This is a genomic window from Alteromonas sp. AO-Serp (assembly GCF_017849675.1).
Lineage (GTDB): Bacteria > Pseudomonadota > Gammaproteobacteria > Enterobacterales > Alteromonadaceae > Alteromonas > Alteromonas macleodii.
Genome location: NZ_JAFLMX010000002.1, coordinates 47349 through 63375, shown reverse-complemented (window position 1 = coordinate 63375; position 16027 = coordinate 47349). Strand labels below are relative to the sequence as shown.

Below are 16027 nucleotides of genomic sequence, written 5' to 3'. Positions count from 1 at the left end.
TGCAACCTCTCCAATCACCCAGTGTCAGATTATTGACCGACCGAACTGACTATTTTTATTTGTTTGTCGTCAGGCACTTCTTGGTAAGACAGAACATGAAGCCCAACAACCGAATATTTTAAGAAGCGAGACAGAACGGGTCGTAGCATGCCTGAGGTAAGGAGTACTGCAGGCTCTCCTTCTAACTCTTGCTGCTGACTGGCTTGCTGCAATGATTTTTGCAGCTTGTCTGCCAGGCCTGGTTCTATGCCAGCGCCATCTTCGCCACCTGCTTGAAGTGACTGGTGCAACATCTGTTCCAACTCTGGCGCCAAGGTTATGACAGGTATCTCTTTTGCACCTTGAGTAATTTCTTGGACAATTAAACGTTTAAGGGCAATACGCACTGCAGACACTAAAACATCGGGGTCTTGGCTGCGCGTGCCGTACTCACTGAGTGTTTGCACGATTGTACGCATATCGCGAATAGGCACGCCTTCAAACAATAAGGTTTGCAGTACTTTCACGACGGTGCTTAGCGGAAGAATGTCTGGTACTAATCCTTCAACCAGTTTCGGATGCTGCTTGGCAAGCATATCAAGAAGTTGTTGCGCTTCCTCGTGCCCTAATAATTGATATGCATTGTTAGAGAGTAATTGGCTTAAATGGGTCGCTACAACGGTCGCAGCGTCTACTACTGTGTACCCAAGGGTTTGTGCATGCTCCCGTTTATTGGGCTTAATCCATACTGCGTCTAAGCCGAACGCGGGGTCTTTAGTGGCACGCCCTTCTAATTTACCGAACACTTGCCCTGGATTAATAGCAAGTTCTTCATCGTGACTGATGATGGAATCGCCTATCGTTACGCCTAGCATAGCGATGGTGTAAGTGTTGGGCTCTAAATCCAAGTTATCGCGAATGTGGACAGGCGGAATAAGGAAACCCAGCTCTTGCGATAGTTTCTTACGTACGCCTTTAATGCGCGTCAACAACTCGCCACCTTGGGATTTATCGACAAGAGGAATTAAACGATAGCCCACTTCCAATCCGATGGTATCTACCTGCTGAACATCATCCCAGCCAAGCTCTTTCACTTCAGGTGCGACCGATTCATCTTTTACCACATTGTCTGGCACTTTGGGCTCTGCGGCCTTTCTCTTTTCTTGGACCGACTGCCAGTAAGCAAAGCCTGCAATCAAGAATGAGAACCCTAAGAATGCGATATGAGGCATCCCAGGAATGATACCCATCACAAATAGAACGCCCGAGGCTATATAAAGAGCTTGATTATTACCAAGCTGACCGCGGATTTCTTTGCCCATTTCCTGAGTCTCGTTTTCACGAGTAACGATAATGGCTGTAGCGACCGAAAGTAATAATGAAGGGATTTGCGCCACCAGACCATCACCTATGGTCAGTATCGTATAGATTTCTATGGCGTTACCGAATGAAAGACCGTGCTGAATCATGCCTATGAAAAGACCACCAACAATGTTGATTAGCATGATAAAAAGACCCGCTACCGCGTCACCTTTTACAAATTTTGAGGCACCGTCCATCGACCCGTAAAAGTCGGCCTCTGCAGTAATTTCTTCGCGGCGCTTGCGCGCTTGGTCCTGGTCAATATAACCAGCATTCAAGTCGGCATCGATTGCCATCTGCTTACCAGGCATAGCATCTAACGTAAAGCGAGCACTTACCTCTGAGATACGTCCTGCACCTGCGGTCACTACTTTAAAGTTGATAATAAGAAGAATGGCGAAAACAACAATACCTACGGCGTAGTTACCACCAATAACGACCGCACCAAAGGCTTCAATAACCTTACCTGCTGCATCGCCGCCTTCATGTCCGTAAAGTAAGACAACGCGAGTAGAAGCCACGTTAAGCGCTAGTCTCAAAACGGTAGCGATAAGTAACACCAAGGGGAAAATGCCGAAATCTACTGGACGCTGGGTAAGTACAGCCACCAAGATAATGACTAGCGACAACGCAATATTAAAGCTAAACAGCACGTCCAGTAAGAATGGCGGCATAGGCAATATAACCATGCCCATAATTGCCAAAAGGACGATGGGTGCGCCTAAACCACTGGTAAAATTTTGCAGCTGATTTTTATCGAATCGCTGAAGATAACCGGATAACTGCATGGCTTGGTGTCTCTCTATCAGAAAATTGACGCTTTATGTGAATCTTCTAGTGAGTTTTCAACTAACGTGCCAGCTTTGTGTTTTACGCAAAAGTTATCCAAATCTGAGCTGTAATCATGCGTGATTACTGTCTACAGTGACTTGTATAGGGCGATTAAGATTTTGTATCCGAGGGACATACGAACAGTTTATAATTACGTCACTATTCCTAGGGCCTACTCTTCGTTTTAAAAGGATTATTCATGGTAGTGCTACAAAACCGTGTTGCAACGTTTTGTTGGGTCAGCCTTGTCATCATGCTGACTTTTAGTCATGTAGCTCATGCATCTAAACAACCTAACTTACGACAGCGTGTGGAGAATTTGCTAGTTGATTCAGTGGAGATATACGGTTCACAAAATAGTAACCCATCTCGTGTGCACAATAGAGTTTTGGTAAGCGAGGTCTACACTCAACAGGGCTATCAGCTTATATGGTTTGGTACTAGTGATGCTGAAAACCGTCTTCAGGAACTCCTCCATGAAATTGCTGATTCAGAGTTACATGGCTTCTCGCCCGAGTATTACCACGCGTCAATGCTCGAAAGTCGCGACGCCAATACGGCACTCTTAGATGTACTAGCAACCGATGCCTTCATCAGTCAAACTCTGCATCGATTAAATGGGCTTGTTAGCCCCGCCAATGCAGATTCGCAGTGGTTCCTTAAGCAAAGAGAAGCGGATCCTGTGGCATCGCTAAATCACGCATTAACTAACGGTGTTTCTGCAACATTGCGGGCCATGTGGCCATCACACCATGAATACCAGTTACTGTTAGAAAAAAAGCGTAGTTTACTCACGGCAGTTTCTACAGTTACCACGCAAATTCCAGTTGGCCCAACACTTAAGCTGAACTCAACGAGCGAAAGAGTTGTGTTGCTGAAGTCTCGTCTTTTAGGGCCAGGCACCTATTCAGAGTTATTCGATAAAGATTTACTGGACGCGGTTAAGCAGTTTCAAATGTCTGCGGGCTTAGAGCCAGATGGTATCGTGGGAAGTTCCACTTTAGAAGCATTAAATGCTACCACGTTTTCTTGGTTAGAAAGAATTGATGCAAACTTAGAGCGTTGGCGCTGGCTCCCTCATCAAACTTGGTCAACATATTTACGCGTTAACATTGCGTCGTTTCAGTTGAGAGGGTTTACTGAAGGTGAAGAAACACTGGGAATGCCTGTGATTGTCGGTACACCAGTGAGACAAACGCCCGTTTTCGCTGAATCAATGAAGTATATGGTGTTTAACCCCTACTGGACCGTGCCTTTCAGTATAGCCACTAAAGACAAGCTGGCGAAATTAAAAACCAATCCTTCTTTATTGGTCGAGCAAGGTTACGAAGCCCAGCCCGCCGGTGTCAGCGGCTTCAGCCCTGTCGATGAATTTGATTGGACAAATGTTAGCCGTGGTACATTTCACTATACACTCAGACAAAAGCCCGGGCCGCACAATGCCCTTGGTAAAGTGAAATTCATGCTTCCAAATAAGCATGCCATTTATCTTCACGACACGCCCGATCACAGCCTTTTTTCGAAATTAGAAAGAAACTTCAGCTCTGGCTGTATAAGAGTCTCTAACCCTTTGAAGCTGTCTCAGTGGGTACTTACTCATTCAGGCCAGACAGAGGCAATACCGCAAGCTGAGCAATTACTTCAAAGTGAAGAGACCAGTACACTGTATTTAAAGAAACCTATACCGGTTCTTATTGTGTACTTCACAGCGTTTGCAGATGAAGCAGGAACCATTGTATTTCGCCGCGATGCATACAATCGGGACAGCCATATTATTGAGAAATTGAAGGAGTTTAAACGTGCGTAAGTGTTTGTTAGTACTGATTGCTCTTTTAACTGCAGTGCGCGCCGGTGATGCGTGCTCCTTTGACAATGACACGCTCAACTCTAAGCTTGCTATTAATGGAAATATGGTTCCCTACCCTATTTTCTCTATTTTTGTAATGCCGAATAAAACGTTCACTGTTGAGTTTGACAATAAAAGCCATACTGGGAATTTTCAATTTCACCATGCGAACGGTGAAGCACTAAAGACGAGTTCGAACCTACCAATAGTTAGCGGGGTTGTGGGGAAAGCGCCAATAATGGCACCTAAGAAATCAGGGCACTATGTACTTAAAACCACCAACGCGCAGTCAGGTGAAACTGCGACGCTCAACGTCTTTGTGATGACATCTTTGGAAAAGGTAGACAAAACAGGTAAGTTAAACGGCTACACAATTGGTAAATATCCTGATAAGCCTTTAAAAAACAATCCCATTTATTTACCCCCATCAGGACTTATTGAGGTATCGCCAGAACAAACGGACGTAAGGTTGTCGCCCAATTTCACCCTAGGTCAATTTCTATCCAAGCAGCAACAAGGATTTCCCAAATATGTACATTTGCGAGCAGGCCTTTTGTTGAAACTGGAAAAAATACTGCACACCTTAAATGACGAAGGGCATGCAGTTGAAGGATTAACCATAATGAGTGGATATCGCACTCCGTTCTACAACAAAGCTATTGGCAATGTTCAATATAGCCGTCACGTTTGGGGTGGCGCAGCGGATTTCTATATCGATCAGTCACCGAAAGATGGGGTGATGGATGACCTCAATAAAGACGGTGTGATAAACCGCGAAGATGCGGTATGGCTCGCGAACTTTATATCAAACATGTCTAAACAAGGCGCTTTCGGTCCAAGAGTCGGTGGGCTTGGTATTTAATGTGATTATGCGGCGCACGGGCCTTTTGTTCATGTGGATGTGAGAGGAACCCTAGCGCGCTGGTAGAATTGTTGGTTCGGGGCACATACCTATGCCCCACCTTCAAAGTCAATTTTCACCCATTTAGCGGTTGGGTTAGTGTCGGTACTCTGGTGGGATAGGCAAATCCCGTTTAAGTGGCTTAGGACGTTTGCCCTTACCTGCTCTATGCGCTTTTAACTGATAAACATGTGCGAGCACCTGCGCTATCGCCATAAATAAGGCGTTAGGAATTTCATCGTCCACTTCTGTGGAGTAGAAAATGGCGCGGGCAAGCATGGGAGAAGGGATCAACGGCACATCGTTGGCGGTAGCAATTTTTCTGATGTGCATCGCTAGCTCATCAGCACCTTTAGCGACCACAACCGGCGCCCTCACTCCCTTCTCATCATACTTGATAGCAACCGAGAAATGGGTCGGGTTAGTCACCACTACGTCTGCTTGTGGCACTTCCTGCATCATGCGCTTGGTTGCAGCCTGATATTGCAGACGGCGAATTCGGCCTTTAACCATAGGGTCGCCTTCCGCATTTTTCCGTTCGTCTTTAACCTCTTGCTTGGTCATCTTCATTTCTTTGTTGTGCTTATACATTTGATAAGGCACATCAATGAGCGCGATAGGGATCATGCCGCACACCAGAATAAGAAACGCCCACTTAAGCATGTCGAGTGCGTGAAAGAAGTTTCCCGGATAAAGCTCCATATCAAGGTGGAGCGCTTCATCTTCAAAGAACAGTAACGCTCCGATGGCCATGCCAATTATGACCACCACTTTCGCTATAGACTTGAGTAACTCAACCAAGCCGTTCATGCCGAACATACGCTTGAAGCCTTGAATAGGGCTCATTTTTGAACCCTTAGGTTTTGCACCTTCCCAGGTAAAGTTAAAACCGCCAAGGGCGATAGAGCCATAAATGCCCGCTATCATTGCCACAACCATGTATAGCAGCACGGCAGGACCTACTGCCGAAAAGGCTTCACCCCATGCGCCAAACATGTGGGTGATATCATAGGTTTCGTCACGAGAGAGAATGAACATTCTCTGAGTAAGTTTAAAAACAGATTCAGCAATCCACCCGCCCACAAACAAGAACATAAAAGCACTGACGATAAGTACTAGGGTCGTAGAGAGTTCACGGGATCGGGCTAGCTGCCCTTTTTTTCGGGCATCTTCGAGTTTTTTCCCCGTGGGGTCTTCTGTTTTTTCGCTTGAATCTGCCATGTTTTCCTACGAACAAATATTCAATAGTTCACACATAAACTGTTCGGCTCTAAACCATTGGGTTTCGAAGTGTGCAGTAAAGTTATCAAGTGTTATCCAAATAATCAGTAATCCCATTACCTGAGCAATGGAAAAACCAATACTAAAAATGTTTAGCTGTGGTGCAGCTTTGGTCATTACGCCAAACGCCAAGTTCACGATAAGCAGCGAGACGATTGGCGCAAGGGAGAGGGTCACTGCCGATATAAACATCCAGCCGGCCCAATGGGCAATATCGCGGAACTGTTCACCGGTCCACCATGCTTCGCCTATGGGAAACGCCTCAAAGCTCATGACTATCATTTGGATCATGGACAAATGCCCATCCAAAGTCCAAAACAACAAAGTCGCCAATATCAGATAAAACTGACCTACCGCTGGCACGTTAATACCATTGACTGGGTCAACAATAGACGCAAAGCCCAAACCGGTTTGCATTGCTATAACTTGGCCAGCAAGCACAAAGGTATTGAGCACCATCATTGATATAAAACCAATAGCAATGCCAATAAGTAATTGCTGAATAACGATTAAAAATGTGCCCACATCCACCAAATTTTCTATGGGTGACGGAGGCACTACCGGCATGATAATGAGTGTGAGCATTATACCCAACAAGGCTCTTACCTGCGGTGGAATGGATTTAGCACTCAAGCCAATCATGGCCACGAATAAGCCGCTAATGCGCATAAACGGCAGCAGCATGTCTGCTAGGAATTGATTGATGGTCGCGAGTTCGACTTCCACAGCTTTAGCCTTCTATCCCACAACCTGCGGGATCATATCAACCATTCTGAAAGTAAAGTCCATAAGCTGTTGCACTAGCCAGTTGCCTCCCCAGCTAAGCGCGAGAAGCGTAACAAGTAAACGAGGTAAGAAGCTCATGGTTTGCTCGTTGATACTGGTCGCCGCCTGAAAAACAGCGACAACTAGGCCTACGATCAAGCTTGGAACAATCACCGCAGATACCAACACGATAACCATGAACATGGCTTCTCGCAGTATTTCTACAAAGACTTCTGGTGACATAAGCCCTCCTAGACGCCCATACCGAAGCTGGTCGCCAACGTGCCAAAAATCAAGTTCCAACCATCAACTAACACGAACAACATGAGTTTAAACGGCAAGGATACAATCATAGGTGAAAGCATCATCATCCCCATAGCCATCAATATAGACGCTACTACCAAGTCAATAATAAGAAAGGGAATAAATAGCATAAAACCAATTTGAAACGCGGTTTTAAGTTCACTGGTTACAAATGCGGGAATAAGGATGGTTAGCGGTACTTCATTGGTATCAGCGTATTTTCCTTCGTCTCCGGCTATTCGTACAAACGTTTCTAAGTCTTTTACCCGTGTTTGAGAAAGCATAAACGCACGCATTGGGCCTTTGGCTTGCTCAAGAGCGTCTAAACTGGTGAGCTGCTCGTTAAGGTAAGGCTGTAAAGCTCGCTCGTTCACCTCTTCGAATACCGGCGCCATAATAAACATGGATAAAAACAAACTAACGCCAATGAGTATCTGGTTTGACGGTGATTGTTGTAAGCCAATCGCCTGACGCAAAATAGACAACACCACAATAATACGCGTGAAAGAGGTCATCATCATGATAAACGCAGGAATAAGGCTTAGCGCCGTCATGATAAACAGCGCTTGAAGCGTCATGGTGTAGTCTTGAGAACCATCTTGATTGGTTGTAACCGTGACTGCAGAAATCCCTTGTTGAGCATAGGCGGGCTCAACGAGAAGTAATAAGGGCAGTATTAAAAGTAGCCAGGCAAACTTACGCATCTCTCGACTCTTCCTTTGTTTTATTCTTTTCTATATTCGGGTTGAGCTTTTCCGCCATGGCAGCAACAAGTTTTTGTTTAAACGCATCGGCACCATTTTGTTGCTCGCCTGTGGTTTTGTTCACACCTTTCACAGGCACATCGAGATTCTTATCTAATTTGCTTAAATGAGAGATGTTGTGACTGGTTACACCAATGAGGTGCTGCTCTTCACCTACCTGAATCACCATAATTTTTTCTTTTGTGCCAACAACCATGCTGGCCGCGACTTTCATTTGATTTCCACCCATCGCAGTGACATTAAATCGACGCATCACATAAGCCAGGGCGAAAATGACGCCAACGACGACGAGCAAGGATAGGAAAATTGACAGTACCGACGTGGGATTGGTAATTGACTGGGTCGACTGCGCGACGGCTATCTGGCTAAATAAAAGGGGCAGCATTGCGCAACCCCTTATTTTATAAGAAGTTTTATCTGAGCTTCTTGATTCTCTCAATTTGACTAATAACATCCGTTAATCGAATACCGAATTTGTCGTTGACCACTACTACTTCTCCATGAGCAATCAACGTGCCATTAACTAATACATCTAGTGGCTCACCGGCAACACGATCCAGCTCCACCACAGAACCCTGGTTCAACTGTAGCAGATTTCGGATACTTATTTGACTACGACCGACTTCCATCGAAATAGTCACAGGAATATCTAAAATAGTATCTAGCTTTTTCTTTTCTTCTTGCGTAATCGGCGCGTCGTCAGTTAATTCGTCAAGTTCAGCAACTTGTACGTCTTCGTTATCGCCAGCCTCTTGTTCCGCTTCAGATTCGGCTTGTTCGGCCATTGCCGCTGCCCAATCGTCCATACCGTCTTCACTCATGGGAACTCCCCTCTACCTTACAGGTCTTCTTCGAGTACTTGCAGTTCTGCGTCATTATCAATAATGCGCCCACCGCGGGTTAATAACTGTAGCTCAGACTTCACTGAAGTCGGTCTTGCAATCTTCTCTACAATTTTCAGTGCCAAATTGTCGCGACTGCGACCTAATTTAGCCCTGAATGTGGGTAAATCTTCAATTAATACTGTGATGGTTTCTGGCATCTCCACAGGGATGATATCGCCAGGTTTAAACTCCATCACATCGCGAAGCGGTACATCAACGTCTAGCATATGCGTAGTTAACGCCACCTTAACGTCCATGATTTCATCGCGAAGGGCCTTACTCCAACGTAAGTCTGTATCTTCTTTATCGCTTTGAACACCTGCATCAAGCAATTCGCGAATGGGCTCTAACATTGAGTATGGCAAGGACACGTGGAAGTCGCCACCGCCGCCATCTAGTTCGATATGGAACGAGCTGATGACCACCACCTCGGTCGGGCTCACAATGTTCGCCATCGCAGGGTTTACTTCTGAGTCCAAATATTCAAACGACACATCCATGACCGGTGCCCAGGCTTCTTTATAATCTTCAAAGATTATTTTAAGCAGCATCTGGATAATACGGCGCTCCGTTGGCGTAAACTCCCGGCCTTCAATTTTCGCATGATAGCGACCATCACCACCAAAGAAGTTGTCTACCAGAATAAATACCAAGCGGGCTTCCATGGTGATAAGCCCCGTACCTTTAAGTGGACGGAAACGCACCATGTTCAAACTCGTTGGAACGAATAACGTATGAATATATTCGCCAAACTTGATCATCTGAATACCGTTAATCGATACTTCAGCTGAACGTCGCATCATGTTGAACAAACTCACACGCATGTGACGTGCGAAACGTTCATTAACTATTTCAAGCGTAGGCATACGCCCACGCACTATTCTGTCTTGCGAGGAGAAGTCGTACTCGAGCGTAGAAGCATCAGAGTCGCTGCCGCCGACCTCTTCTTCTTCTACATCATCTACCCCGTGTAATAGGGCATCGATTTCATCTTGAGATAATAAATCACTCACCGTCTTCTACCTTACTTAGTCAATGCATTACTGCATGACAAACCCAGTGAACAATACGCGCTCAACTACATCGCTGCCCGTAATGTCCTTTAATGCTTTTTGTACTTCAGTTACTGCCTGCTCGCGAAGCTCAATTTTACCGGCTTCGGTAACCAGATCGTCTGCGTTTGAAGTACTAAAAGCCTGTAGTAATGTCCCTTCAATTAGCGGTATATGCGTCTTCGCCAGCTCTTCATTGTCAGAACCGCGCACAAGCAACTGCACTTTTATCTGAACCAACCTGTCTCTTCCTGCGCCCGGCACGTTAAAAACAAATGGTCGCGGCATCGCTACGTAAAGCGCAGTGCCCATTTCAGCTTTCCCTGCTGCTGATGCTGGTGCGCTCGCAGCCGCTGCGGCGGCATCAGTCTCTGCAAGCTGTTCGGCTGCTGGCTCATCACCGCCTGCAAACAATAAGAAATAGGCAGCTGCACCGCCTCCTAAAAGAACCACAGCGATAATGATGATCAACATCATTTTGCCTTTCTTTTTACCGCCTTCTTCTACTTGTAATTCTTCTTCAGCCATGTGTAACTCGTCAGTAATGCTCGGAAAAAACGTATTATCAAGGTTCCGTCAAAAATGGCAATGCCATAATTTGAGGAAAACAATATGTGTACGGGTAATTTTTTGCGTCTTCACGCTTCCTAATACCACCTACTGCTCACTCCTTTCATTCAAAACATAGCAGCGTTTACGTATTCTCTCTATGCGACCTATTGGTAATAATTCATACGGGATGTGGTTAAGCGTAAAAGTCTATGCCGCCCTTGTCCGCGCGCGAAATCGACTGCTCAATAACCCGCATGCCATCCGTGTCGTCTACACCGTCATTTTCTCCACGATCCCCAGCTCCCTGACCTTGGTGACTGTTTCCTGCAAGTTGCTGGCCATTTTCTTGACCAGAAGAATTATCTTTCCTAACTTGGGCGTCGCCTAACTCAATACCTTGTTCTGAGAGCATATCCCTTAGCTTAGGCATAGCATCGGCCAACGCATCTTTAGCTTGCTGTGATTGCACAACAAAGCTCACGCTTGCAGCGTCACCCGCCACATTTACTCTCACCTGCATACTGCCAAGCTCGGGAGGATCTAAGCGAATTTCAGCCATGGTATTTCGCGCATTAACCATCCAGCGAATTTTCTCACTAAGCTGCTGCTGGCCGTCGCTCTTATGAATATTGACCGCTTTATCAAAACCTTCAAACTGCTGCTGAGTTTTTGACGCTTCAGCGCGAAGCTGAGAGTTTTCCTGCATAACCGATTCAGTTGGATTGACCAATCCAGCAATAGCGTGTTGAGCACTTGCTTGAGTTTGCGTCATCAAATTTAAGAATTGACTGGCTTGACCGTCTACACTCGCTGTCATTGAAGCAACCACATCAGCACTTACCGCAGCATCTTTTGCGGCATCGGCTACAATAGTTGATAAATCAATGCCAGGCTCTCTACCTTGCTGGACTTGTTGCTGAAACTCGTTAATGCCAGCGATAATGTTAGCCTTCACCGCTTGTTGCTGTGCACCACCAGGCAGAGCCGCGACTACACGCTCTGCAAACGCTTCTGTTGCCTTTTGCGCGCTTTGTGGCGATAGCTCACTTATCGCTGAAAGCAGGTCGCTTGAAATTTCTGTAGCACCAAAAGAATCAACTACCTTGGTTTGCTCACCGCTGTTTTCAACGTTTAACAGCCCCTCAGATGATGCTGATTTAGCGTCGTTTGATGCTGCTGCATTAATCGCCACGCTGCCGGCAACAGCTGTCTCTGAAGTTAACTCGGCCAATAACTCTTGAGCCTCAGCGAGATTGTCATCAAGAGATTTGGCCTGAATATTGTTAAGTTCATCTGCTAGTAGACTTAGTACGAGCGATTCATCGGCCGATTTTTTACCGCTTTCAGATAGCCCATTTAACGTTTCTAACATACCGCTTAATGCATTTGCGGCTTCAGTGTCTGACGCTAGACCTTGTTCGGGATTTTCTGTGTGCTCAGTCTGCATGAGCTTGGCAATTAATGCTGAAAGCTCATTGTCATTTTTTACTTTTTTATCTGAATTAGTATTGATATCGGTTTGCGCATTTGAAGACGCATTGTTCGTTTCACTATCACTTCCACTCTGTTGATTGTTAGCGTTGCCACCAATAAGAAGTGAAGTTAGTGCAGTGAGTGTTTGTTGTGCTTCAGACGACAGGGATTCGATGGCTAATTCACCATCATTGTTACTATTAAGTTGCGACAAAAGATGAGCCATGACCGATGGCATATCGCTCGCATCCACATCCTCCGGAAGCTTCCAAAGTTTTCCGCTTTCTTTTATAGATACGACGTTAACTGCCTCGCCTGCAGCTTCAGAGATACCCTTATCTTCTGTGGTACCTGATTCACCTGAAGATTCATCACTTTTTCCAAAACGATTGGCTACCGTCTCAACGTAGGCAATCCAGTCTGGCTCGCCGTCGTCTTTGCTTGGCTTTCCATCTGGCGTGCCAGGTGAGGTAATAACGCCAGCCTCGGCATCTTTCCTGCCGCCTTCTCCAATGACATACTGGGCGTCGGTCACGTTTTTTTGTTCAACGGCGCCTTCAGCGTCGTCAATAACGAGATTGGTATTTTCACCGTCAGTTGAAGGCTGCGTTGTCGTTGCTGAACCTTGCGCAACCTCGTGTGCACCAAGCGTTGCATTTTCTTCTTGATTTGCATTATGAGAGTCAGCTTCAGACTCAGCTGGAATATCTGTCACTTCGTCACGAACAGGTAAATCCGTATGTCCCGCATCGCGGTCTTTACCATTTTTGATCGTGTCACTGGAGACTGAAGATTGGGGAGCCGCTCTGTCCGAACGGTTTGCTGCTCGAGATTGAGCAACCTGATCTTCTTTTTCGTTTAAAACAAAATCTGACTTGGTCGTTTTCGCGTCTTGATAAAGTCGGTTAAATGCTTGGTTATTTTCATTGTTCGCTTGTTGCTGAGTTCCGATACCCGTTCCAACGGCTTTCGCCGTACCAGAAGCAGAGAATGGTAATGCGGCAATGTCTGTTTTACGTGCGGCAACTTGTTGCATATTGTCCTACCGTCCTACATTTAAATCGTCTTTCACCAAGAAGACGTATCGTGATGCGAATGATTCACTTGGCGTTTTATTACAAAAAACTTGATGCCATTTCATCGCAAACCCACCAACGCTTACTTTAATTACAATCACTTAGCATTACTTAGTCAGCATGTATCGCTATGATTTTTCGCTACGGCCCTTAGTCGCCCTCGCTGAATTTCAAACGCTATACTGTGTGATGAAACTCAAAGAAACGATGATTTACCGTAGTAGCGATTGCAAAGTAATTACGTCGCGCTAGTACATTATGAAATGGTTTTTGCAAGGGTTGAGCCAAAGTGGCAGAGGCTCGACTAATTATCAGAAAGGCGAGCGCTTAGCTCTGAAAAATCGTTGGGTAGCGAACTCATCCATCATGGCCTGCTCAGCTCTGGCTTCTTTTTTCTGCTCTGCCAACTTTTTCTTATCTAGCAACAAGGTAACAGCTTTCACTTTTTGTTGTTGCTTTAGCCAAAGTTGCTTTCGCTGATCCGCCGCCATTTGTGCACGAGCAATCACTTGCATCTGTTGTTCGCATGCTTTATCCAGTTTTCCAACGAAGGATAAATGCTGCTGATAATAGGTGGCGGTAACACCTGCTTGACCGGTTTGTTGAATACCTTTTATGTAGTCAATGCGGTACTGCTCAAGACTGGTTAGCTTTTGCTTTTGCTGATTAACGTTCTGTTGGGCCTGTTTGTAGTATCGGGCTTCTCGCTGCTCTTTTTCGCGCTCGAATTCGGCTAAACGTTCTAGTTGTTTAGACATTATGCGATACCTTTTGGAAAGTTGATGACTTCTGGATCACAGGCAAGCTAACTTGCATTGCAGCGCTATACATTAGCCTTGCCCCAGCCCTTTAGCTAGTGCAGCCATGCCTTCTAAGCTCTCGTCATACGGTATGACTTGTTTCATCCCTTGCTGCAATAAAGCGTTGATTGCAGGCTCTGCGCGAATTGCCAGATCAATACGCGGGTCTGATCCTTTCGCATAAGCGCCAATAGAAATGAGGTCTTGGTTTTGTTTGTAGTTTGAATAAACTTGTCGAATACGACGCGCCATTAATTGGTGTTCTTCGCTCACGACCATAGGCATTACACGGCTTATTGACGCCTCAATATCAATAGCAGGGTAATGACCGCTATCGGCAAGGGTTCGCGACAACACTACGTGACCATCCAAAATTGCGCGAGCGGCGTCGGCAATGGGGTCTTGCAAATCGTCACCTTCGGTTAGCACCGTATAAAAAGCCGTTATAGAGCCCTGTCGTTCGCTGCCGTTACCTGCACGTTCTACTAGTGCGGGCAGCCGAGCAAACACCGAAGGCGGATAACCTTTTGTGGCCGGTGGCTCACCCACAGCCAACGCAATCTCGCGCTGCGCCATGGCATAGCGTGTTAAAGAATCAATCAGCAGCAGTACTTTCATGCCTTTATCACGAAAATATTCAGCGATAGTTACCGCCGTCTCACAGCCCTTTAAACGCATAAGCGGTGAAGTATCGGCTGGCGCTGCCACTACAACCGCCCGTTGGCGTTCTTCTTCTGTCAGTATTTCGTGGATAAACTCTTTTACTTCTCGGCCACGCTCACCTACAAGCCCAACCACGACCACATCGGCTTCACAGCCTCGGGTCATCATGCCAAGTAGCACACTTTTACCCACGCCACTTCCTGCAAAAAGCCCCATACGCTGACCAACGCCAACCGTATTTAACGCATTGATGGCACGTACGCCAACATCCATAGGGGTGTTGATTGGACGGCGAATGAGCGGGTTCATAGGAGGACGCGTGGTGGGAGCTCGCGCGTCGGCATTAATTTCACCCAGTCCGTCAAGGGGCTGACCGTTGCCATCGACCACACGACCCAACAGTCCCATACCTACCGGCAAACCGCTTTGCCGGTTTAACGGCATAACGCGACTCCCTGGCACAATACCGCGAACCGCTTCAGTGGGCATCAAATAGGTAATATCATCACCAAAGCCAACTACTTCAGCTTCTATTTCGCCTTCAATGGTTTGCACTAAACATTGACTGCCCACCGGCAGCTGGCAACCTACAGCTTCAAGGGTAAGCCCTATGCCCCGAACTAATTTTCCCGCTGCAACAACGGGTGGCGATGTCACTTGTTTAGTAAGTGATTCAAAATGGGCATGCCAAGGGCTAGTCATTAGATAAACCTTGGTTTAAAAGAAACTTATCGATAACGTCGCGGCATCGACGCTCAATCGACACATCTACGGCATTTTGCACAGTGGTAATGTCACAGCCACCGCGTTCCATTGCTGTTGCTTCAACCAAATTCCAGCCTTTTTTGGTAATTTCCTCTTCACCAAAATGCTCTTTAACCAATTCAATATCTTCAGGATTCATATGAATTTGATAGTCAGCTTGATTAATTGGTAGCGCTTTAATACCTTCGCTTAACGCCTGCATTATAACCTGTTGGTTAGTACTTACCTCTGTTTTAATAACTGCTTTTGCAAGAGTAACGGCGAGTTTTACCAATTGATCTCGGGTTTCATCGTTGGCTTGCGAGAGTGGGTCGTGAAATTTTTCAGCAAGCATTTGCCACACTTCGGCTTGTGCCGTCATTTGCTGGCGGCCTTCTTCAAGCCCTTGTTCAAGTCCTTCGGTGTGACCTTGCTCTTTACCTTCCGCTAAACCTGCTTCAAGGCCTTGCGCTTTTCCTTCTTCAAAACCTTTTTCTTTACCTTCCTGATAACCTTCATCATAAGCAGCCTGACGTATAGCTTCTATTTCTTCAGCGGTAGGCGGCTTAATCTCTTCCTCAACTTCAGGCGGTTCATACTTCCAGTCCGAACGTTTGTTTAACGCGTTGGTCGGCTCGTTTTCTCGGGGTGCAGTGGGGTCATCAACGAAAGGTAGGTCCCATTTTTTAGCTTCATTTACTTCGTTTTCGCTGAAACTTTTTTTGGCATTCATATATTTACCTAGGCTAAA

General features: G+C 46.1%; 15 protein-coding genes. 2 read left to right on the top strand and 13 right to left on the bottom strand.

The genetic code is table 11. The annotated features are described in order from the left end of the window. Window positions 1–29 precede the first annotated feature (29 nt). Window positions 30–2129 (bottom strand): flagellar biosynthesis protein FlhA, encoded by a 2100-nt coding sequence (gene flhA, locus QVA83_RS00380; protein ID WP_014948646.1) that lies wholly within the window; start codon window positions 2127–2129, stop codon window positions 30–32. 242 nt (window positions 2130–2371) lie between these two features. On the opposite strand from flhA, the gene QVA83_RS00375 reads away from it, so the two are divergent. Further along, entirely contained in the window at window positions 2372–3979 is a 1608-nt protein-coding gene (locus QVA83_RS00375) for a L,D-transpeptidase family protein (protein ID WP_014975911.1), read from the top strand. After that, window positions 3972–4880, top strand: coding sequence for a D-Ala-D-Ala carboxypeptidase family metallohydrolase (locus QVA83_RS00370; protein ID WP_287497994.1), 909 nt, complete (start codon window positions 3972–3974; stop codon window positions 4878–4880). The genes QVA83_RS00375 and QVA83_RS00370 overlap by 8 nt, the downstream gene beginning before the upstream one ends. Before the next feature lie 135 nt (window positions 4881–5015). On the opposite strand, the gene flhB is transcribed toward QVA83_RS00370, so the two are convergent. The 12 genes from flhB to fliH all read right to left on the bottom strand — a co-directional run bounded on the left by flhB (window position 5016) and on the right by fliH (window position 16009). Then, window positions 5016–6140 (bottom strand): flagellar biosynthesis protein FlhB, encoded by a 1125-nt coding sequence (gene flhB, locus QVA83_RS00365; RefSeq protein WP_287497993.1) that lies wholly within the window; start codon window positions 6138–6140, stop codon window positions 5016–5018. A 6-nt stretch (window positions 6141–6146) separates the two neighbouring features. After that, window positions 6147–6926 carry a flagellar biosynthetic protein FliR gene (gene fliR / locus QVA83_RS00360; protein ID WP_014975908.1) on the bottom strand — a complete coding sequence of 260 codons (780 nt, stop codon included), beginning with the start codon at window positions 6924–6926 and terminating at the stop codon, window positions 6147–6149. Between the two features lie 12 nt (window positions 6927–6938). Next, the gene (fliQ, locus tag QVA83_RS00355; RefSeq protein WP_012517675.1) at window positions 6939–7208 is read right to left on the bottom strand and encodes a flagellar biosynthesis protein FliQ; all 270 of its coding nucleotides are present in this window, start codon (window positions 7206–7208) and stop codon (window positions 6939–6941) included. An 8-nt stretch (window positions 7209–7216) separates the two neighbouring features. Further along, window positions 7217–7972, bottom strand: a complete 756-nt coding sequence (gene fliP / locus QVA83_RS00350) for a flagellar type III secretion system pore protein FliP (RefSeq protein ID WP_014948641.1) — start codon at window positions 7970–7972, stop codon at window positions 7217–7219. Further along, entirely contained in the window at window positions 7965–8417 is a 453-nt protein-coding gene (fliO, locus tag QVA83_RS00345) for a flagellar biosynthetic protein FliO (protein ID WP_014975907.1), read from the bottom strand. The genes fliP and fliO overlap by 8 nt, the downstream gene beginning before the upstream one ends. A 28-nt stretch (window positions 8418–8445) precedes the next feature. Further along, entirely contained in the window at window positions 8446–8853 is a 408-nt protein-coding gene (fliN, locus tag QVA83_RS00340; protein WP_014948639.1) for a flagellar motor switch protein FliN, read from the bottom strand. 17 nt (window positions 8854–8870) lie between these two features. Further along, window positions 8871–9929, bottom strand: coding sequence for a flagellar motor switch protein FliM (gene fliM / locus QVA83_RS00335; protein ID WP_014948638.1), 1059 nt, complete (start codon window positions 9927–9929; stop codon window positions 8871–8873). A gap of 27 nt (window positions 9930–9956) precedes the next feature. Then, window positions 9957–10496: a flagellar basal body-associated protein FliL gene (gene fliL, locus QVA83_RS00330; RefSeq protein ID WP_014948637.1), complete on the bottom strand. Its 540-nt coding sequence runs from the start codon at window positions 10494–10496 to the stop codon at window positions 9957–9959. A 217-nt stretch (window positions 10497–10713) separates the two neighbouring features. Beyond that, entirely contained in the window at window positions 10714–13029 is a 2316-nt protein-coding gene (locus QVA83_RS00325) for a flagellar hook-length control protein FliK (protein WP_287497992.1), read from the bottom strand. A gap of 351 nt (window positions 13030–13380) precedes the next feature. Next, complete coding sequence (gene fliJ, locus QVA83_RS00320) at window positions 13381–13827, bottom strand: flagellar export protein FliJ (RefSeq protein WP_014948635.1); 447 nt, start codon at window positions 13825–13827, stop codon at window positions 13381–13383. A gap of 72 nt (window positions 13828–13899) precedes the next feature. Continuing rightward, entirely contained in the window at window positions 13900–15234 is a 1335-nt protein-coding gene (fliI, locus tag QVA83_RS00315) for a flagellar protein export ATPase FliI (protein WP_014975905.1), read from the bottom strand. Then, a complete protein-coding gene (fliH, locus tag QVA83_RS00310) occupies window positions 15227–16009 on the bottom strand; it encodes a flagellar assembly protein FliH (protein ID WP_287497991.1) in 783 nt (260 codons plus the stop codon). The genes fliI and fliH overlap by 8 nt, the downstream gene beginning before the upstream one ends. Window positions 16010–16027 lie beyond the last annotated feature (18 nt).

Bases quoted from the DNA above. Each gene is read 5' to 3' on its own strand.
- flhA (WP_014948646.1), bottom strand. From the start codon at position 2,129: ATGCAGTTATCCGGTTATCTTCAGCGATTCGATAAAAATCAGCTGCAA.
- QVA83_RS00375 (WP_014975911.1), top strand. From the start codon at position 2,372: ATGGTAGTGCTACAAAACCGTGTTGCAACGTTTTGTTGGGTCAGCCTT.
- flhB (WP_287497993.1), bottom strand. From the start codon at position 6,140: ATGGCAGATTCAAGCGAAAAAACAGAAGACCCCACGGGGAAAAAACTC.
- fliQ (WP_012517675.1), bottom strand. From the start codon at position 7,208: ATGTCACCAGAAGTCTTTGTAGAAATACTGCGAGAAGCCATGTTCATG.
- fliP (WP_014948641.1), bottom strand. From the start codon at position 7,972: ATGCGTAAGTTTGCCTGGCTACTTTTAATACTGCCCTTATTACTTCTC.
- fliO (WP_014975907.1), bottom strand. From the start codon at position 8,417: ATGCTGCCCCTTTTATTTAGCCAGATAGCCGTCGCGCAGTCGACCCAG.
- fliN (WP_014948639.1), bottom strand. From the start codon at position 8,853: ATGAGTGAAGACGGTATGGACGATTGGGCAGCGGCAATGGCCGAACAA.
- fliL (WP_014948637.1), bottom strand. From the start codon at position 10,496: ATGGCTGAAGAAGAATTACAAGTAGAAGAAGGCGGTAAAAAGAAAGGC.
- QVA83_RS00325 (WP_287497992.1), bottom strand. From the start codon at position 13,029: ATGCAACAAGTTGCCGCACGTAAAACAGACATTGCCGCATTACCATTC.
- fliJ (WP_014948635.1), bottom strand. From the start codon at position 13,827: ATGTCTAAACAACTAGAACGTTTAGCCGAATTCGAGCGCGAAAAAGAG.
- fliI (WP_014975905.1), bottom strand. From the start codon at position 15,234: ATGACTAGCCCTTGGCATGCCCATTTTGAATCACTTACTAAACAAGTG.
- fliH (WP_287497991.1), bottom strand. From the start codon at position 16,009: ATGAATGCCAAAAAAAGTTTCAGCGAAAACGAAGTAAATGAAGCTAAA.